This is a genomic window from Streptomyces sp. NPDC059696, assembly GCF_042733745.1.
In the GTDB taxonomy this organism is placed as follows: domain Bacteria; phylum Actinomycetota; class Actinomycetes; order Streptomycetales; family Streptomycetaceae; genus Streptomyces.
In genome coordinates, this window is the sequence record NZ_JBHWFG010000006.1 from 217,490 (window position 1) to 235,866 (window position 18,377).

Genomic DNA, 18,377 nt, shown 5'->3' on the forward strand with positions numbered 1-18,377 from the left:
TCTTGTCTTCCGAGCACCTTCTGGAAGTACTGAACCCCGCGACCGAGGAGGTCGTCGCCGCCGTCGCCGGGGCGAGCCCCGCCGACGTCGACGCGGCCGTCACCCACGCCGCCCGGGCACAGCGGATCTGGGCCGCCCTCGCCCCCGGCGACCGCGCCCGGCTGCTGCGCCGCTTCGCGGCCCTCGTCGACGAGCACCTGGAGGAACTGGCCCGCCTGGAGGTCCGCGAGGCCGGCCACCTCATCGGCAACGCCCGCTGGGAGGCCGGCAACGTCCGTGACCTGCTGGACTACGCGGCCGGGGGAGTGGAGCGGCTCACCGGCCGTCAGATCCCGGTCCCCGGCGGCCTGAACGTCACGATCCTCGAACCCCTTGGGGTCGTCGGCGTGATCGCGCCCTGGAACTTCCCGATGCCGATCGCCGCCTGGGGCACCGCCCCCGCCCTCGCGGCCGGCAACGCCGTCCTCCTCAAGCCCGCCGAGACCACCCCGCTCACCGCCCTGCGCCTGGCCGAACTCGCCCTGGAGGCCGGTCTCCCCGAGCACCTCTTCCAGGTCCTGCCCGGCCGCGGCGACATCACGGGCGACGCCCTGGTCCGCCACCCCGGAGTCGCCAAGATCGTCTTCACCGGCTCCACCCGGACCGGGACGCGCGTCGCGGCCCTCGGCGCCGAGCAGGTCAAGCCCGTCACGCTCGAACTCGGCGGCAAGAGCCCCAACATCGTCTTCGCCGACGCCGATCTCACAACCGCCGTCGACCCCTTCTCGTTCCTGGACAACTCCGGCCAGGACTGCTGCGCCCGCACCCGCGTCCTGGTCCAGGAGTCCGTCTACGACGAGGTCCGCGAACATCTCGCCGAGGCGCTGGCCGCCGTGGTGGTGGGCGACCCGGCCGACGAGAAGACCCAGATGGGCCCGCTGATCTCCCGGCAGCAGCTCGACCGGGTCCGCGGCTTCGTACCGGACGACGCCCCGGCCCTGCGCGGCAGCGCTCCCGAGGGCCCGGGCTTCTGGTTCCCGCCCACCGTGCTGACCGGGGAGAGCCCCGACTCGGCCGCCGCCTGCGAGGAGATCTTCGGCCCCGTCGCCGTCCTCCTGCCCTTCACCGACGAGCAGGACGCGATCCGCCTCGCCAACGGCACCCCCTACGGCCTCTCCGGCTCCATCTGGACCCGTGACGTCGGCCGGGCCCTGCGCGTCTCGCAGGCCGTCCGCGCCGGCAACCTGTCCGTCAACTCCCATGCCAGCGTCCGCTACTGGACCCCGTTCGGCGGCTACAAGCAGTCCGGGGTGGGCCGCGAGCTCGGCCCCGACGCCCTGGCCGCCTTCACCGAAACCAAGAACGTCTTCATCAGCACGGAGGGCCCCGCACAGTGACTGCCCAGGAGAACATCTGCCGCCGCCTGGTCGGCCGTACCGCCGTCGTCACCGGAGCCGGCAGCGGCATCGGCCTCGCCGCCGCCCGCCGCCTCGCCTCCGAGGGCGCCCACGTCGTCTGCGGCGACGTGGACGAGACCCGCGGCAAGGCAGCCGCCGAGGAGACCGGCGGCACCTTCGTGAAGGTCGACGTCACCGACCCCGACGAGGTCGAGGCCCTCTTCAGGACCGCCTACGACACCTACGGCAGCGTCGACATCGCCTTCAACAACGCCGGCATCTCCCCGCCCGACGACGATTCCATCCTGGAGACCGGCCTGGAGGCCTGGAAGCGCGTCCAGGAGGTCAACCTCACCTCCGTCTACCTGTGCTGCAAGGCCGCCATCCCCTACATGCGGCGCCAGGGCCGTGGCTCGATCATCAACACGGCGTCCTTCGTCGCCAGGATGGGCGCGGCGACCTCGCAGATCTCCTACACGGCCTCCAAGGGCGGCGTCCTCGCCATGTCCCGGGAACTGGGCGTGCAGTTCGCCCGTGAGGGCATCCGCGTCAACGCCCTGTGCCCCGGCCCGGTCAACACCCCGCTCCTGCAGGAGCTGTTCGCCAAGGACCCGGAGCGGGCCGCGCGCCGCCTGGTGCACATCCCGCTGGGCCGGTTCGCCGAGGCCGAGGAGATCGCCGCCGCGGTGGCCTTCCTCGCCAGCGACGACTCCTCCTTCGTCAACGCCACCGACTTCCTGGTCGACGGCGGGATCGCGGGGGCGTACGTCACACCCCTGTAGCGCGTGTCCCGGGGGGCCGGGTCGCGCCCTACAGTGCCGGGATGAGCATGACGCCGCCGCCCGGCTGGTACCCCGACCCGCACGCCCCCCACCGGCAGCGCTGGTGGGACGGCACGGCCTGGACCGAGCACCGCAGCGCGCCCGGGGCCCCCGCCGCCCCGCCGCCGGGTGGTGACACGGCGGGCCGGACCAAGGCGATCGCCCTGACCGCCGCGGGCGCCGTCCTGGTCGCCGCGGTCGTCACCGGCGCTGCCGTCGCCTTCGGCGGGGACGACGGCGACGGCACGGAGACCAGGACGGCCCCGACCTCCGCGCCCGGGACCACGCCGGCCTCGTCCGGTCCGGCCCCCGAGGCGTCCACGCCGAAGCCGTCCGCGGACGACCCCGCCGTCGTCGAGGACCAGCTCAACGGCATCACGTTCCCGCTGCTCGACGGCTGGGTCCGCCCGCAGTACGTCGCCCAGGACGACGTCGTCATGACCACCGACGGCACCTACGACTGCCCCGCCGGCGTGGGCCTGTGCCGCCACGGCATGGTCTTCTCCCGCACGGTGACCGAGAACGACGAGAGGTCCCCCGAGGTCCTCGCCCGGGCGGACATCTCCGAGGCCGCCGACGAGGCCTACGATCGCGACCTGCTCGGCCGCGAACTCCACGGCGGCCTGACCTCGCACCAGGTCGTCAAGTCCGGGCCGGTCGCGGTGGCGGGCCGCGCCGGGTACCTCGTGCGCTGGCGGGTGAAGACGGCCAAGGGGCCCGGCGGCTACGTCCAGTCGCTCGTCTTCCCGTCCAGCGTCGGCACCGAGTCACCCGTCCTCGTCCGCTACGTCTTCGACGCGGGCGAGGACGGGCCGCCGCTCGCCGACATGGACCGCATCACCAAGGGCATCCGCCCGTTCGGCGACGCGGACACGGGCGGCGGCGTGGGCAGCAGCATCGGCCCGGCGGACTGACGCGCCGACGGGCCGCGACCGATACCCACGGCCTCAACCGCCGCCGACGGCCTCACGCGGTACCCACGGCTCAACCGCCGCCGACGGCCTCATCCGATACCCACGGCCTCAACCGCCGCCGACGGCCTCACCCGATACCGTCAACCGAGGCACCACGGGTCTCAGAGGAACGTGTGGCCCTCGCCGCGATACGTCGGCACCGTCCCGGTCACCGCGTCGCCCTCGATCAGGTGCAGCCGGTCGAACCGCTCGCACAGCTCACCGGCCTTCGCGTGCCGGAACCACACCTTGTCCCCGATCAGCAGATCGTCCGCCGGCGAGCCCAGCAGCGGCGTCTGCACCTCACCGGCGCCCTCCTGCGGGTCGTAGCGCAACCCCTCGGGCAGATACGGCACGGGCGACCGGTCCGGTCCGGCCGCACCCGAGGCGGGGTACCCACCGCCCAGGACCGTCACCACTCCCACCCCCGGCCGCCGCACCACCGGCTGGGCGTAGAGAGCCGCCGGACGGCCGCTGAACGACGTGTAGTTGTCGAACAGCCGCGGCACGTACAGCCCCGACCCGGCGGCGATCTCGGTCACCGCGTCCTCGGCCGCCGTGTGCTGCACCGAGCCGGTGCCCCCGCCGTTGACGAACTCCAGTCCCGGCACGACGGCCCGCACCGCACGCACCACCTCCGCACGCCGCTCGGCCAGTTCACGCCTGGCGGCGGCCTGCATCAACCGGATGGCGCGCGACCGCAGCGGCCGTCCCGCCACCGCGTCCCCGACACCGGCGACATGACCCTCGTACGCCATGATCCCCACGACCTCGAAGCCGGGCCGCCGGGCCACCGCCCGTGCCACGTCGGCGACCTGGGCGGGGGAGTGCAGCGGCGAGCGCCGGGCCCCGACCCGCACCCGCCCGCCGAGCAGCTTCAGCGAGGTGTCCAACTCCAGGCACACCCGCACCACTTCACGTCCACCGCCCCGGGCGGCGTCGATCAGGTCCAGCTGGGCGACGTCGTCCACCATGACGGTCACGGCGGCGGCGAGCTTGGGATCACCGGCGAGTTCGGCGTAGGCCGCGCGGTCGGCGGACGGGTAGGCGAGCAGCACGTCGTCGAACCCCGACCGGGCCAGCCACAACGACTCGGCGAGCGTGAACGACATGATCCCCGCGAAGCCGTCCCGCGCCAGGACGCGTTCCAGCAGCGCCCGGCAGCGCACGGACTTGCTGGCGACCCGGACGGGCTTGCCCCCGGCACGGCGCACCAGGTCGGCGGCGTTGGCGTCGAAGGCCTCGAGATCCACGATCGCGAGAGGTGCGTCGAGATGGGCGGTGGCCCGGTCGTAACGGGCCCGGTCGGAGGCGCGCGCAGTCATGAACGCAGCCTGCCAGACGGGATTACCGCAGGGTAGGGGGACGTTCCGGGCAGATGCCCCGGCCTCGCGGACTGGTTCCCATTCGCCCAGGAACAAGCCGTAGAGTGACGCGCACGTACGGCGGATGACGCCCGGCCGGGGATCCGAGCCGGGATGACGCTCCGTCCGTACGGGTAGGTGTGCCCGGGACGCCTGTGTGCCGGGCCTCGGGCAGGACGACACCGGCCCGCGCGAGACGAGCGGCCCGGGGACGCGGAAACGGGGGGTGCATGAGCACGGAAGCGCCACGCGCCTCTTTCCCCCCGCGCCCCACCACCCCGCCCCGCCCGTCCCACCCCCCGGCCCCGCCGCAGGACCCGGCGACGGACCGGCGGGACACGGCGGACACGGCCTCCGGCACCGCGACGACCCCGGGTTCCGCTCCCACCGGAACGGCCGGAGACACGGACGCCGCCGCCACGCCCCGCCGCACCGACTCCGCCGCACCGCCCCCGCCTCGTGCCTCCAGCCGTCTTCCGGACGCACCGCCGAGCGTCGGCCGCGTCTCGCGGACGGGCCCGCACACGCCGTCCGGCGCCGCCGGTGCGACCCGCCCCGAGCCGAGCAGGCCCGCCAGCCGCCCGGACTCCTCCGCGGGAACCCCGCCGGAGACGACCGCCCGGCCCTTCCGCATCTCCGGGCCCGGCCGCCCGGACGCGTCGGGCGGGGCGTCGGCGGAGTCGGCCGGGCGGCCGTTCCGCCTGCCCACGCCCCGCCGGACCGGCGCCCCCGACGAGCGCGCGCCCGAGACGACAGCACGGCTGCGCCCGCTCCCCGCCGATCCGGCACCGGACGAACACGCCGCACCCTCCGGCCCCTCCGGCCGTCCTGCCGCGCAGACGACGACGACGGCCGCCCGCCCCGGCCCCGCACGCCCCACCACCCCGCCGCGCCCGGCGCACGAGCCGTCCGTACCGGCCGGTGCCGACCCGGGCACCACAGCCGGACGGGGCCTGCGCGTGCCCCCGGCGCCCGACCGGCGCCCCGCCGCCCCCGCACCGCCCCGCACCCCCGCGCCCGTCACCCCTGACCCCGCACTGTCCTGGAGCGCCACGCGCCCCGTGGTGTCGTTCGGCGAGCCCGAGGGCTACGACGGTGACGCACGGCCCCGCCCCCTCGGGCGGCGCACAGCACCCCGGGCCGCCGCGGCCGCCGTCTGCCTCGTGCTCGGACTCGGCCTCATCTCGGGCGCGGTCACCGGCAGTTGGCTCGTCGGGGACGCCGGTGCCGAGGACTCGCCCGGTGCCTTCGCCTCCGCCGGAAGCCTCTGGCACCGCGTCCCGGTCGACCAGCTGTTCCCGCCCACCGTGCAGGGCCGGGGCGCCGGCCCCGGGGGAGCGGACCGTACCTGGACCCGGATCGCCGTCGCCCCGGACAGCGGCTGCAAGGACGCCTTCGACCCGCTGCTGCGCAAGGCTCTCGCACCCGTCGGCTGCGAACGGCTGCTGCGCGCCACCTACACCGACGCCACCGAGAGCCACGTGACCACCGTCGGCCTGCTCTTCACCACGGCCGACGCCCCCGGCATGACCGCCCTCGCGAACCGTTTCCGCAACGAACGCCTGGACCGCCGCAGCGACCTCATGCCCCTGCCCTACGCCGCGAAGGGCACACCGGCCGCCGGCTTCGGCGCCCGGCAACGCGCCTCCTGGACCGTCTCCGTGCTCACCGAGGCCCCCGTCGTCGTCTACGCCGTCTCCGGCTGGGCCGACGGCCGCACCGTCGACGACCCGCAGCCCGCCGGGGACGCCGTCGAGGCCGACGCCACGACCGCCGCAGCCCAGGCCGGCCTCGGCAACGAGGCGCAGGGCCTGGCCGACCGCGTCGAACGCGGCTTCCGCAAGAACGTCCGCTCGGCCTCGGAGCAGCCCTCGTGACCGCCGCGCACACCCCGGACGGGATACGCCCGCGTACGCGGACCCGGACGGCCACCGCCCTCTGCGCCCTGCTCACGGCGGGTCTGGTCCTCCTGCCCTCCGCCACCGCCCGGGCCGACGGCATCCGCGCCCAGCAGTGGGCCCTGGAGGCCATGCACACCCAGGAGGCCTGGCAGACCACGAAGGGCCGCGGCATCACCGTCGCCGTCCTGGACACCGGCGTCGAGGCCGACCACCCCGACCTCGCCGGAAACGTCCTGCCCGGCAAGGACCTGGTCCGCTTCGGCGCCGGGCCCGGAGACCGCGCCTGGGCCCGGCACGGCACCGCCATGGCCGGGATCATCGCCGGACACGGGCACGGCCCGGGCGACGCCGACGGCGTCATCGGCATCGCCCCCGAGGCGAAGATCCTCCCCGTCCGCGTGATCCTGGAGGACGGCGACCCCTCCCGGGCCAAGGCCCGCAGCACCCGTGGCAACGCTCTCGCCGAGGGCATCCGCTGGGCCGCCGACCACGGCGCCGACGTCATCAACCTCTCCCTCGGCGACGACTCCGCCTCCGCCCACCCCGAATCCACCGAGGACCAGGCCATCCAGTACGCCCTGGACAAGGGCGTATCGGTCGTCGCCTCCGCGGGCAACGGCGGCGAGAAGGGCGACCACATCTCCTACCCGGCCGCCTACCCGGGCGTCATCGCCGCCACCGCCGTCGACCGCGCCGGAACCCGCGCCTCGTTCTCCACCCGCCGCTGGTACGCCACCGTCAGCGCACCGGGCGTCGACGTCGTCATCGCCGACCCCGACCACAAGTACTACGAGGGCTGGGGCACCAGTGCCGCCGCCGCCTTCGTCTCCGGCGCCGTCGCCCTGGTCAAGGCGGCCCACCCCCACCTGAACCCGGCCCAGGTCAAGTCCCTCCTGGAGGACACCGCCCGCAACGCCCCCACCGGCGGCCGGGACGACTCCCGGGGCTACGGCTTCATCGACCCGGCGGCCGCCATCCGGCAGGCCGCCCGCGTCGAGCCGGAGGCTCCGAAACCGGCGGCGTACGGGGCGGAGTACTTCGGCCCGGGCCCCGACGGGCCGGGGCCGGACGACGGCCCGTCCGGCTGGGCCGCCTGGCTCGCGGGCGGCACCGGCGGCGTCCTCCTGGCCGCGGCGGTGGTCGTCTGGCGCGGACGACGCGAGGACCGCGACCACACCGGCTTCTAGCCCGTCACGGCCTTCCAGCCAGTCACCGGCCTTCCAGCCCCGTCGCCCGCAGGCCCCGGGACGTCGCGCCCGCAGGCCCCGGGACGCCGCCCGCAGGCCCCGGGATCTCGCGCCCGCACGCCCCGGGATCTCGCGCCCGCACGCCTCGGGACGTCGCGCCCGCGGGCCCCGGGATCCCGCGCCCGCAGGCCCCGGGACGTCGCGCCCGTAGGCCCGCGACGCCGCCCGCACGCCCCGGGACGCCGCCCGCACGCCCGGACGGCCGGGACATGCTCACGGTCGCCGGGACATGCTCACGGTCGACCAGGGCGTGCTCACGGTCGCCCGGGACGTGCCCACGGTCGGCCGGGATCCAGGGCGCCCCGGGGCCGGGCGAGGGCGGTGTCCCGCTCCGGATAGGCTCGACGACCGTGGCGAACAAGAACATCCCGGACCCCGGCTTCTCCGACGACGACGGCTCCGCCGACCCCCGGCTGAGCGCGGCACTCGCCGCCTGGTCCGCGGACCGGAGCGCCGTGGGCCCGGTGCTCGCCGCCCTCAAGGACGCCCGGCTGCTCGTGCCCGTCGTGGCGGTGCTCGGCGAGGTCGAGGAGGACGCGAACGGGCTGCGCCGCGAGAAGACCAGCGACATGGCCGTGCCCACCCTCAAGGCCGGCGACCGCACCGCCCTGCCCGCCTTCACCTCCACGGACTCCCTCGCCCGATGGGACCCGCAGGCCCGCCCCGTCGCCGTACCGCTGCACCAGGCCCTCCAGGCGGCCGCGCACGAGAAGGCCGACACGATCGTGCTCGACCTGGCCGGACCGGTGCCCTTCGAGCTGACCGGCCCCGCCCTGCTCGCCCTCGCCGAGGGCCGCGCGAGCACCGACCCGCTCGCCGACCCGGCCGTCGTCGGTGCCGTACGGGACGCCGTCGCCGCCGAGCCGGCCGTGCTGCGCGCCCACCTCGGCCCCGGGCAGGCCGACGGCACCCTGGCCCTGGTCCTGGACCCGTCCGCCGCCCCGGCCGACGCCGCCCGCGCGGTCGCCCGGCGGCTCGCCGCCGACGAGACACTGAGGGCCCGCCTGGTACGCGGCCTCGACCTGGCGCTCCTGCCGGCCGAGGCGACGCCCCCGGGCGAGCCCCTGTTCGTGCGCTGAGACAGCTGAGATAAGGGTCAGACCACGGCCTAGCCGTAGACCGGGCCCGTGTACTTCTCGCCCGGGCCCTGGCCCGGCTCGTCCGGGACGAGCGAGGCCTCCCGGAACGCCAGCTGCAGCGACTTCAGGCCGTCACGCAGGGGAGCCGCGTGGAAGGAGCTGATCTCGGTCGCGGTGGCGTCCAGCAGACCGGCCAGGGCGTGCACCAGCTTGCGGGCCTCGTCCAGGTCCTTGTGCTTCTCGCCCTCCTCGGTCAGGCCGAGCTTCACCGCGGCGGCGCTCATCAGGTTGACGGCGACCGTCACGATCACCTCGACCGCCGGGACCTCGGCGATGTCGCGGGCCATGGCGTCGAAGTCGGGGGACTCAGGAGGGGTCTCACTCATGCCCCACACGATAGGCGCAGGGAGCGGCCCGCCCCCACGTGACCCCGGCCCGCACCGATTGGCCGTTCCTGGCCACGGCTGGTAATCTCGGATAACGACCGGTCGGACACGTGTGCCCCACAGCCCACGAGACCGACCCACAAGTGGAGGCTTTCGAACTCCCACCCGATCACCCTCAGGGCGGCGGGTCACCGGTCAGGCGGTCCCGTCCCAGCGGCGGCGAACCGTCCGAAAGCGCGCCCCGCGGCCCCCCGTGGTGGTGCTCCGGTAGTTCGAGGAGCCCCACCTGGGATCGTCCGGGGCATTTTTATTGCTTCGGCGCGGTTAGGTCTATCGATACAAGACGTTACGCGGCCGTCCGCCAGACCGTCGCGTGGTGCTACCGAGGAGGATCCATCAGCGCCGAGCCCCGCATCAACGACCGGATTCGCGTTCCCGAGGTGCGACTTGTCGGTCCCAGTGGCGAGCAGGTGGGCATCGTCCCCCTGGCCAAGGCACTGGAGCTTGCGCAGGAGTACGACCTGGACCTGGTCGAGGTCGCGGCGAACGCCCGTCCGCCCGTGTGCAAGCTCATGGACTACGGGAAGTTCAAGTACGAGTCGGCCATGAAGGCCCGTGAGGCGCGCAAGAACCAGGCGCACACGGTCATCAAGGAGATGAAGCTCCGGCCGAAGATCGACCCGCACGACTATGACACCAAGAAGGGTCACGTCGTCCGGTTCCTCAAGCAGGGCGACAAGGTCAAGATCACGATCATGTTCCGTGGTCGCGAGCAGTCCCGTCCCGAGCTGGGCTACCGACTGCTGCAGCGTCTCGCGGAGGACGTCCAGGACCTCGGTTTCGTCGAGTCGAACCCGAAGCAGGACGGTCGGAACATGATCATGGTTCTCGGTCCGCACAAGAAGAAGACCGAGGCGATGGCCGAGGCTCGCCAGGCGCAGGAAGCCCGCAAGGCGGAAGCGAAGGCCAACCCCGGCAAGTCGCAGAACGCCGCGGAGAACGAGGCGCCGGCCGAAGAGCCTGCCGAGGAGCCCGCAGAGGCGTGACTCCCCGGGACGCCAGTCCCAGGAAGCAACCGATACAAGACGACGCTCCACCGTGCCCGGTTTCGCGACCGGGCACCGGAGCGCCACCGACGAGGAGAGAACGGCGCTATGCCGAAGAACAAGTCGCACAGCGGTGCCAGCAAGCGCTTCAAGATCACCGGCTCCGGCAAGGTGCTGCGCGAGCGCGCCGGCAAGCGCCACCTGCTCGAGCACAAGTCGTCCCGTGTGACGCGTCGCCTCACCGGCAACGCCGAGATGGCCCCGGGCGACGCCGCGAAGATCAAGAAGCTTCTCGGCAAGTGACGTCCGGGCGCGCGAGCGCCGGACGTACGTCAGACCGGGACCCAATCGATTTCGGGTCGTGTGAGCACCCCCACGACCCCGCTACAAGGAGTTAACAAGTGGCACGCGTCAAGCGGGCAGTCAACGCCCACAAGAAGCGCCGGGCGATCCTCGAGCAGGCCTCCGGCTACCGCGGTCAGCGCTCGCGCCTGTACCGCAAGGCCAAGGAGCAGGTCACCCACTCGCTGGTCTACAACTACAACGACCGCAAGAAGCGCAAGGGCGACTTCCGTCAGCTGTGGATCCAGCGCATCAACGCCGCTGCCCGCGCGAACGGCATGACCTACAACCGCTTCATCCAGGGTCTGAAGGCCGCCAACATCGAGGTCGACCGCAAGATCCTGGCCGAGCTGGCCGTCAACGACGCCGGTGCGTTCGCCGCCCTCGTCGAGGTCGCCCAGAAGGCGCTGCCGAGCGACGTGAACGCGCCGAAGGCTGCGTGACGCCGGCTCGAAGCCGATGTGACTGAAGGACCCGCAGGCCGGACGGTCTGCGGGTCCTGCTGTGCAGCAACCGAGAAAGCGAACAGGATGCCCCCTGCCACCCCCGAGCTCATCTCCCCCCGCTCACCCCGCGTCCTGGCCGCGCGGCGGCTGGCCAAGCGGAACTTCCGGGGGAAGGACCGGCTGTTCCTGGCCGAGGGGCCGCAGGCCGTGCGCGAGGCCGCGGGGCACCGCACCGAGGCCGGGGCCACGCTCGTGGAACTGTTCACGACGCTGGACGCCGCCGAGCGTCACGCCGACATCGTGGGGGCCGCCCGGGACGCCGGAGCCCGTGTGCACCTCGCCGCCGAGCAGGTCATCGCCGACATCTCCACCACCGTCACCCCGCAGGGCCTCGTCGGCGTCTGCCGGTTCCTGGACACGCCGTTCGACGAGGTCCTCGCGGCCCGGCCCCGGCTCGTCGCCCTCCTCGCCAACGTCCGCGACCCCGGCAACGCCGGCACCGTGCTGCGCTGCGCCGACGCCGCGGGCGCCGAGGCCGTCGTCCTGACCGACGCCTCCGTCGACGTGTACAACCCCAAGGCCGTCCGTGCCTCCGTCGGCTCCCTGTTCCACCTGCCCGTCGCCGTCGGCGTCCCCGTCGAGCAGGCCGTGCACGGGCTGCGGGACGCCGGTGTGCGGATCCTCGCCGCCGACGGCGCCGGTGACCGCGACCTCGACGACGAACTCGACAAGGGCACCATGGGCGGCCCCACCGCCTGGGTCTTCGGCAACGAGGCCTGGGGGCTCCCGGAGGAGACCCGCGCCCTCACGGACGCCGTCGTGCGCGTCCCGATCCACGGGAAGGCCGAGAGCCTGAACCTCGCCACCGCCGCCGCCGTATGTCTCTATGCGTCGGCGCGTGCACAGCGCGCCTCCGGAGGGTGCCGCTCCGTCACCGGGAACTAGTAGGGTGACCAGCTCAGGACCCCTCTGCGGAGCCTTGGAGGTGGGGTACGGGGATGAGCGTCGGCACGAGCAGCGCACCGGGAGCCCGCGACGCCGGGAGCCCGCCCGCCGCGCCCCGGCCGCCCGGTGACCACGCCGGCCTCGGCATCGACCCCGACCAGCTGCCCGACGGGCTCGTCGTCGCCGACGAGCAGGGCCGTGTCATCTGCTTCAACGCGGCCGCCGAGCGCATCACCGCCGTCCGCGCCCGGGACGCCCTCGGGCAGCGCCTGGAGAAGGCCCTGCCGTTAGAGGACCTCGAGGGCCGCCGCTGGTGGCAGCTGACCGACCCCTACGGCGGGCTCGCCATCCGCGTCGGACAGCCCGAGCGCAACCTGCTGCTGCCCGGCGGCCGGGAGGTCCTGGTCTCCGCGCGCTACGTCCGCACCCGGCCCACCGGGCCCATCCGGCGCCTGGTGGTCACCCTGCGCGACACCGAAGCGCGTCGCCGCACCGAGCGCAGCCACGCCGAGCTGATCGCCACCGTCGCCCACGAACTGCGCTCCCCGCTCACCTCCGTCAAGGGCTTCACCGCCACCCTGCTCGCCAAGTGGGAACGCTTCACCGACGACCAGAAACGGCTGATGCTGGAAACCGTCGACGCCGACGCCGACCGCGTCACCCGGCTCATCGCCGAGCTGCTCGACATCTCCCGGATCGACTCCGGCCGCCTGGAGGTGCGCCGCCAGCCCGTCGACATCGGCGCCGCCGTCGGCCGGCACATCCAGGCCTACGTCGCCGCCGGGCAGCCCGCCGACCGGTTCCTGCTGCGCGTCCAGCAGCCGCTGCCCGACCTGTGGGCCGACCCCGACAAGATCGACCAGGTGCTCAGCAACCTGCTCGAAAATGCCGTGCGGCACGGCGAGGGAACTGTCACGATCGACGTCACGGCCACGGCGTCCCCCCGCGAGGACGAGGACACCGGCACGTCGGTCACGGTGAGCGACGAGGGGCCCGGCATCCCGGAGGAGTCCATGAACCGCGTCTTCACCCGCTTCTGGCGGGGCAGCAAGCGCGGCGGGACCGGCCTCGGGCTCTACATCGTCAAGGGCATCGTGGAAGCCCACGGCGGCACCATCACGGTCGGCCGCGCCCCCGGCGCCGGCGCCGAGTTCCGATTTACGTTGCCCGTGAGCGCTCCGGCCTACCTCGCCTGAGCCCGCGGGCGCATTCCTCCGCCTGAGAAACCCCTCCGGGACCGGGCGTCCTGGAGGGACCCTCCACCCCGTTAGACTCGGCCATTGGCACCTTTGTGTCCCACCAGACGGCCGTCCGAGTCGGTGACGGGGACCTTCAGCCAGCCAATCGGAAGCACGGGAAGAGATGTCGGCACCGAATAAGTCGTACGACCCGGTCGAGGTCGAGACGTTGAAACCGGAAGAGATCGAGCGCATGCGGGACGAGGCGCTCGCCGCCTTCGCCGCCGCGGACTCCCTCGAAGCGCTCCACGAGGCCAAGGTCGCCCAGACCGGCCCCGCCTCCCCGCTGGCCCTCGCCAACCGCGAGATCGGCGCCCTGCCCCCGCACGCCAAGGCCGAGGCCGGCAAGCGCGTCGGCCAGGCCCGCGGCGCCGTGAACAAGGCCCTCGCCGCCCGCCAGGCGGAGCTCGAGGCCGAGCGGGACGCGCGCGTGCTCGTCGAGGAGGCGGTGGACGTCACGCTGCCCTACGACCGCGTGCCGCCCGGCGCCCGGCACCCGCTCACCACCATGATGGAGCGGGTCGCGGACGTCTTCGTGGCCATGGGCTACGAGGTCGCCGAAGGCCCCGAGGCCGAGGCGGAGTGGTTCAACTTCGACGCCCTGAACTTCCTGCCCGACCACCCGGCCCGGCAGATGCAGGACACCTTCTTCGTGCAGGGCCCCAAGGGCACCGACGAGTCCGGCTCCGGCGTCGTGCTGCGCACGCACACCTCCCCGGTGCAGGCCCGCGCCCTGCTCGACCGTGAGCTGCCGGTCTACATCGTCTGCCCCGGCCGCGTGTTCCGCACCGACGAGCTCGACGCCACGCACACGCCCGTCTTCCACCAGATCGAGCTGCTCGCGGTGGACGAGGGCCTGACGATGGCCGACCTCAAGGGCACCCTGGACCACATGGTCCAGGCCCTGTTCGGCGAGGACATGAAGACCCGGCTGCGGCCGAACTACTTCCCGTTCACCGAGCCCAGCGCCGAGATGGACATGCTCTGCTACGTCTGCAAGGGCGAGTCCATCGGCAACCCCGACCGCCCCTGCCGGACCTGCTCCTCCGAGGGCTGGATCGAGCTCGGCGGCTGCGGCATGGTCAACCCGCGGGTGCTCACCGCCTGCGGCGTCGACCCCGAGAAGTACAGCGGGTTCGCCTTCGGGTTCGGCATCGAGCGGATGCTGATGTTCCGGCACAACGTCGAAGACATGCGAGACATGGTCGAGGGTGACGTCCGGTTCACCCGGCCGTTCGGGATGGAGATCTGATGCGGGTCCCGCTTTCTTGGCTGCGGGAGTACGTCGACCTGCCGGAGACGGAGACCGGTCGTGACGTGCAGGCCAAGCTCATTTCGGCCGGTCTGGAGGTCGAGACCGTCGAGCAGCTCGGCGCCGACCTCAAGGGTCCGCTGGTCGTCGGCCAGGTGGCGACGATCGAGGAGCTGACGGAGTTCAAGAAGCCGATCCGCTTCTGCACCGTCGACGTCGGCCAGGCCAACGGCACCGGCGAGCCCCAGGAGATCATCTGCGGCGCCCGCAACTTCGCCGTGGGCGACAAGGTCGTCGTGGCCCTGCCCGGCGCCGTCCTGCCCGGCGACTTCCAGATCGCCGAGCGCAAGACCTACGGCCGGATGTCGCGCGGCATGATCTGCTCCAGCGACGAGCTGAACATGGGCGACGACGGCACCAAGGGCATCATCGTCCTGCCGCCGGAGACCGAGATCGGCAAGGACGCCGTCGAGCTGCTGGAACTGGTCGACGAGGTCCTCGACATCGCGGTCACACCCGACCGCGGCTACTGCCTGTCGCTGCGCGGCGTGGCCCGCGAGACCGCCATCGCCTACGGCCTGCCGCTGCGCGACCCGGCCCTGATCGACGTGCCCGCCCCGAACGCCTACGGCTACCCGGTGCAGATCTCCGACCCCACCGGCTGCGACCGCTTCACCGCCCGCACGGTGACCGGCCTCAGCGCCGAGGCCCGCTCCCCGATCTGGCTCCAGCGCCGTCTGCAGAAGGTCGGCATGCGCCCGATCTCGCTCGCCGTCGACGTCACCAACTACGTGATGATGGAGCTCGGCCAGCCCCTGCACGCCTACGACCGCGGCCTGGTCCAGGGCACCATCGGGGTGCGCCGGGCCGAGGCGGGCGAGAAGCTCACCACCCTCGACGGGGTCGAGCGCACGCTGGACGCCGAGGACCTGGTGATCACCGACGACCGCGGCCCGATCGGGCTGGCCGGTGTCATGGGCGGTGCCAACACGGAGATCGCCGACCACGACAACCTCGAGAACGCCACGGCGGACGTCGTCATCGAGGCCGCGCACTTCGACGCCGTGTCGATCGCGCGCACCGCCCGCCGCCACAAGCTGTCCTCCGAGGCGTCCCGGCGCTTCGAGCGCGGTGTGGACCCGCAGGCCGCCGCTGCCGCCGCGCAGCGCACCGTCGACCTGCTGGTCCTGCTCGCGGGCGGCACCGCCGAGGCCGGCGTCACCGAGGTCATGGCGCCCTCCGCGCCCCGCACCATCACCATCCCCGCCGACCACCCCGACAAGGTCGCGGGCGTCGCCTACGGCCGTGAGACCGTCGTGCGCCGCCTCCAGGAGATCGGCTGCGACGTGTACGGGCAGGACGAGCTGATCGTCACCGTCCCGTCCTGGCGGCCCGACCTCACCGACCCGAACGACCTCGCCGAAGAGGTCATCCGGCTGGAGGGCTACGAGAACCTGCCCTCCACGCTGCCCAAGCCGCCGGCCGGCCTCGGCCTGACGGACCGGCAGCGGCTGCACCGGCGCGTCGGCCGCGCCCTGGCCGGTGCCGGATACGTCGAGGCGCCGAACTACCCGTTCATCGGCGAGCAGGTCTTCGACCAGCTCGGTCTGGAGAAGGACGACCCGGCCCGCCGCGTCGTCAAGCTCAGCAACCCGCTCAGCGACGAGGAACCCGCCCTGCGCACCACGCTGCTGCCGGGCCTGCTCGCCGCCCTGCGGCGCAACGACGGCCGTGGCTCGCACGACCTCGCGCTGTTCGAGACCGGTCTGGTCTTCCACCCGCGCGAGGAGCAGCGGATCGCCGCCGTCCTCCCCGTCGACCGCCGTCCGACCGACGAGGAGCTCGCCGAGCTGAACGCGGCCCTGCCCGAGCAGCCGCGGCACCTCGCCGTCGTCCTCGCCGGAGCGCGCGAGCAGGCCGGCTGGTGGGGCAAGGGCCGTCCGGCCGACTGGGCCGACGCGGTCGAGGCCGCCCGGTCCGTGGCCCGCGAGGCCGGCGCCGAGCTCGTCATCCGCAAGGGCCAGTACGGGCCGTGGCACCCCGGTCGGTGCGCGGAGCTGGCGGTCACCGTGGACGGCGCCGAGCGGGTCGTCGGGCACGCGGGCGAACTGCACCCGCGGGTCGTGAAGGCCCTCGGGCTGCCCGCGCGCACCTGCGCGATGGAGCTCGACCTGGACGCGGTGGAGGCCGCCGGTGACGCCACGGTGGTGGCACCCCGGATCTCCACGTTCCCGGTCGCCACGCAGGACGTCGCCCTGGTCGTCGACGCGTTCGTGCCGGCCGCGGACGTCGAGGCGGCGCTGCGGGACGGCGCCGGGGAGCTACTGGAGTCCATCCGGCTGTTCGACGTGTACGAGAACGCCGAGCAGCTGGGCGAGGGGCGCAAGTCGCTGGCGTACGCCCTGCGGTTCCGGGCCCCCGACCGGACGCTGACCGTGGACGAGGCGTCCGCGGCCCGGGACGCGGCGGTGGCCCTCGCGGGCGAGCGTGTGGGTGCGGAGCTGCGGAGCTGAGCGCCCAAGGGGCGGGGAGCTGCGGTGTCCTGGCGGCTGCGGGTTCGTCGCGGTCGTTCGCGCAGTTCCCCGCGCCCCCAGGGACGGGTCGGGTCACCTCACTCGTTTGAGTGGTAATGCGGGGTGATCTCCTGCTTTCCCGGTGTGCTGTCGACAGAATCGGACCGGCCTTCTCGGGCCGGTCCGATTCTGTGTGTCAGGGCCTATTGGGGGGCCATCGGCATGATCCGCGTCAGGGGTCGGGTACGCAGCCTCGGTCTTCCCACCGCGTGGGGCGCGGCGGCCGTCACGTACAAGCTGGTCTGTCCGCTCGCCCAGGAGACCGGTCTCCTGGCCCGGCTCGTCACCAGTGCCGTGTTCTTCGCCGTCGGGACCGCGCTGATCCTTCATGTGCGGCAGTCGCTGCTGCGGGAGCTGCGGCAGGTGCGCCGGATCGCGGGCGCCGCGCAGCGCGCACTGCTGCGGCCGCCGCCCTCGCGGATCGACGGGCTGGACGTGGCCGCCGCCCAAGTGTCGGCGGAGCGGGGAGCGGCGGTCGGGGGCGACCTGTACGACGTCGTCGCCACGGAGCACGGTGTCCGGGCCGTGATGGGTGACGTACGCGGGCACGGTATCGGCGCGTTCGGGACCGTCGCCGCCGTCCTCGGCTGTTTCCGCGAGGCGGCGCACGACGAGCAGGACCTCGGCGGGGTGCTGCGACGGCTGGAACGCGCCCTGGACCGGCATCTGCGCCAGGAGCATCCCGCGAGCGCCGCCGAGGAGTTCGTGACCCTGCTCCTCGTGGAGATCCGCCCGGACGGCGAGACGCTCGCCGTCAACTGCGGCCATCCCTGGCCGTACCGGCTGAGCCGTGACCGGGTGGAGGAACTCGCCGGCGGTGAGCCGCACCCGCCCCTCGGCCTGTTCCCGTTGCCTGACGTCGTGCCGACCGTGGACCTCGGGTACCTCGCACCCGAAGACGCCCTGTTCCTCTTCACGGACGGTGCCCAGGACGCCCGGGACGCCCGTGGCCGGTTCTTCCCCCTGGCGACCGCGCTGTCGCACGTGCTGGGAGAAGGTCCGCTCTCCTCACAGCGGGTCGTCGGCGGGATCGCGACCGCTCTGAGGCACCACACACGCGGCGCACCGCCGGACGACATCGCCCTGCTCGTGCTCACGAACAGCGACGGGATGCCATCAGGGGCGCGGGGGACCGCGCGAGCGACCACGACGTACCCGCAGCCGACCACCCACCTCTGACAGCACGGCGGTACCCGGTCGGGCCGGCGGAGCCGTCCGCCCCGCCACGGAGTGTCGGGCAGGCGGCCGGGCGGACGGCGGAAGCGGGCCGCCGCACTGTACGAGGGGGAGCCGGCGGCCCGGCCGGCCTCTTTCGAGGCAATTCAGTCAACCGGTCCGCGACGGTGAGCGACAGTGCGCACACCCTGCGGATTCGAGCACTCCGTTCACACCCCGTGTGAAGCCGGAA

Annotated in this window: 16 protein-coding genes; 14 read left to right on the forward strand and 2 right to left on the reverse strand. The window is 73.6% G+C overall.

Annotated features, from left to right (window positions below; genetic code table 11):
• The first annotated feature begins 2 nt into the window (after positions 1-2).
• The 3 genes from ACFV20_RS09045 to ACFV20_RS09055 are packed head-to-tail and all read left to right on the forward strand — an operon-like array spanning position 3 to position 3,111.
• Positions 3-1,376, forward strand: a complete 1,374-nt coding sequence (locus ACFV20_RS09045; protein WP_385654142.1) for an aldehyde dehydrogenase family protein — start codon at positions 3-5, stop codon at positions 1,374-1,376.
• Positions 1,373-2,158 (forward strand): 3-oxoacyl-ACP reductase, encoded by a 786-nt coding sequence (locus tag ACFV20_RS09050; protein ID WP_385654144.1) that lies wholly within the window; start codon positions 1,373-1,375, stop codon positions 2,156-2,158. The genes ACFV20_RS09045 and ACFV20_RS09050 overlap by 4 nt, the downstream gene beginning before the upstream one ends.
• Before the next feature lie 47 nt (positions 2,159-2,205).
• Positions 2,206-3,111 carry a DUF2510 domain-containing protein gene (locus tag ACFV20_RS09055; RefSeq protein WP_385654320.1) on the forward strand — a complete coding sequence of 302 codons (906 nt, stop codon included), beginning with the start codon at positions 2,206-2,208 and terminating at the stop codon, positions 3,109-3,111.
• 161 nt (positions 3,112-3,272) lie between these two features.
• Here the strand turns inward: ACFV20_RS09055 and ACFV20_RS09060 are convergent, their stop codons facing one another.
• On the reverse strand, positions 3,273-4,475 hold the full coding sequence (locus ACFV20_RS09060; protein ID WP_385654146.1) for an amino acid deaminase/aldolase: 1,203 nt from the start codon (positions 4,473-4,475) through the stop codon (positions 3,273-3,275).
• Between the two features lie 269 nt (positions 4,476-4,744).
• Here ACFV20_RS09060 and ACFV20_RS09065 point away from each other — a divergent pair, with 269 nt between their 5' ends.
• The 3 genes from ACFV20_RS09065 (at position 4,745) to ACFV20_RS09075 (ending at position 8,741) form a co-directional block, all read left to right on the forward strand.
• Positions 4,745-6,391, forward strand: a complete 1,647-nt coding sequence (locus ACFV20_RS09065; RefSeq protein ID WP_385654149.1) for a hypothetical protein — start codon at positions 4,745-4,747, stop codon at positions 6,389-6,391.
• Positions 6,388-7,602: a type VII secretion-associated serine protease mycosin gene (gene mycP / locus ACFV20_RS09070; RefSeq protein ID WP_385654151.1), complete on the forward strand. Its 1,215-nt coding sequence runs from the start codon at positions 6,388-6,390 to the stop codon at positions 7,600-7,602. Before ACFV20_RS09065 ends, mycP begins: the two co-directional genes overlap by 4 nt.
• A 410-nt stretch (positions 7,603-8,012) precedes the next feature.
• Positions 8,013-8,741: an SseB family protein gene (locus tag ACFV20_RS09075; protein WP_385654154.1), complete on the forward strand. Its 729-nt coding sequence runs from the start codon at positions 8,013-8,015 to the stop codon at positions 8,739-8,741.
• Positions 8,742-8,770: 29 nt separating this feature from the next.
• Here the strand turns inward: ACFV20_RS09075 and ACFV20_RS09080 are convergent, their stop codons facing one another.
• Positions 8,771-9,127 (reverse strand): DUF1844 domain-containing protein, encoded by a 357-nt coding sequence (locus tag ACFV20_RS09080; RefSeq protein WP_062925865.1) that lies wholly within the window; start codon positions 9,125-9,127, stop codon positions 8,771-8,773.
• 395 nt (positions 9,128-9,522) lie between these two features.
• On the opposite strand from ACFV20_RS09080, the gene infC reads away from it, so the two are divergent.
• From infC to ACFV20_RS09120, 8 genes are all read left to right on the forward strand, one after another.
• A complete protein-coding gene (gene infC, locus ACFV20_RS09085) occupies positions 9,523-10,173 on the forward strand; it encodes a translation initiation factor IF-3 (RefSeq protein WP_221760418.1) in 651 nt (216 codons plus the stop codon).
• Between the two features lie 108 nt (positions 10,174-10,281).
• Entirely contained in the window at positions 10,282-10,476 is a 195-nt protein-coding gene (gene rpmI / locus ACFV20_RS09090; RefSeq protein ID WP_003977225.1) for a 50S ribosomal protein L35, read from the forward strand.
• 98 nt (positions 10,477-10,574) lie between these two features.
• Positions 10,575-10,958 (forward strand): 50S ribosomal protein L20, encoded by a 384-nt coding sequence (gene rplT / locus ACFV20_RS09095; protein WP_010045263.1) that lies wholly within the window; start codon positions 10,575-10,577, stop codon positions 10,956-10,958.
• 87 nt (positions 10,959-11,045) lie between these two features.
• Positions 11,046-11,906 (forward strand): TrmH family RNA methyltransferase, encoded by an 861-nt coding sequence (locus tag ACFV20_RS09100; RefSeq protein ID WP_385654157.1) that lies wholly within the window; start codon positions 11,046-11,048, stop codon positions 11,904-11,906.
• Positions 11,907-11,959: 53 nt separating this feature from the next.
• Entirely contained in the window at positions 11,960-13,102 is a 1,143-nt protein-coding gene (locus ACFV20_RS09105; RefSeq protein WP_385654159.1) for an ATP-binding protein, read from the forward strand.
• A 166-nt stretch (positions 13,103-13,268) separates the two neighbouring features.
• Positions 13,269-14,396, forward strand: coding sequence for a phenylalanine--tRNA ligase subunit alpha (gene pheS, locus ACFV20_RS09110; RefSeq protein ID WP_385654162.1), 1,128 nt, complete (start codon positions 13,269-13,271; stop codon positions 14,394-14,396).
• A complete protein-coding gene (gene pheT, locus ACFV20_RS09115) occupies positions 14,396-16,909 on the forward strand; it encodes a phenylalanine--tRNA ligase subunit beta (protein ID WP_385654165.1) in 2,514 nt (837 codons plus the stop codon). The genes pheS and pheT overlap by 1 nt, the downstream gene beginning before the upstream one ends.
• Positions 16,910-17,131: 222 nt before the next feature.
• Complete coding sequence (locus tag ACFV20_RS09120) at positions 17,132-18,148, forward strand: PP2C family protein-serine/threonine phosphatase (RefSeq protein ID WP_385654168.1); 1,017 nt, start codon at positions 17,132-17,134, stop codon at positions 18,146-18,148.
• Positions 18,149-18,377 lie beyond the last annotated feature (229 nt).

Coding starts and splice junctions, on each gene's coding strand:
- ACFV20_RS09105 (WP_385654159.1), top strand. CDS start 11,960: ATGAGCGTCGGCACGAGCAGCGCACCGGGAGCCCGCGACGCCGGGAGC.
- ACFV20_RS09100 (WP_385654157.1), top strand. CDS start 11,046: ATGCCCCCTGCCACCCCCGAGCTCATCTCCCCCCGCTCACCCCGCGTC.
- ACFV20_RS09080 (WP_062925865.1), bottom strand. CDS start 9,127: ATGAGTGAGACCCCTCCTGAGTCCCCCGACTTCGACGCCATGGCCCGC.
- pheT (WP_385654165.1), top strand. CDS start 14,396: ATGCGGGTCCCGCTTTCTTGGCTGCGGGAGTACGTCGACCTGCCGGAG.
- ACFV20_RS09120 (WP_385654168.1), top strand. CDS start 17,132: ATGATCCGCGTCAGGGGTCGGGTACGCAGCCTCGGTCTTCCCACCGCG.
- ACFV20_RS09055 (WP_385654320.1), top strand. CDS start 2,206: ATGACGCCGCCGCCCGGCTGGTACCCCGACCCGCACGCCCCCCACCGG.
- ACFV20_RS09060 (WP_385654146.1), bottom strand. CDS start 4,475: ATGACTGCGCGCGCCTCCGACCGGGCCCGTTACGACCGGGCCACCGCC.
- ACFV20_RS09065 (WP_385654149.1), top strand. CDS start 4,745: ATGAGCACGGAAGCGCCACGCGCCTCTTTCCCCCCGCGCCCCACCACC.
- pheS (WP_385654162.1), top strand. CDS start 13,269: ATGTCGGCACCGAATAAGTCGTACGACCCGGTCGAGGTCGAGACGTTG.
- rpmI (WP_003977225.1), top strand. CDS start 10,282: ATGCCGAAGAACAAGTCGCACAGCGGTGCCAGCAAGCGCTTCAAGATC.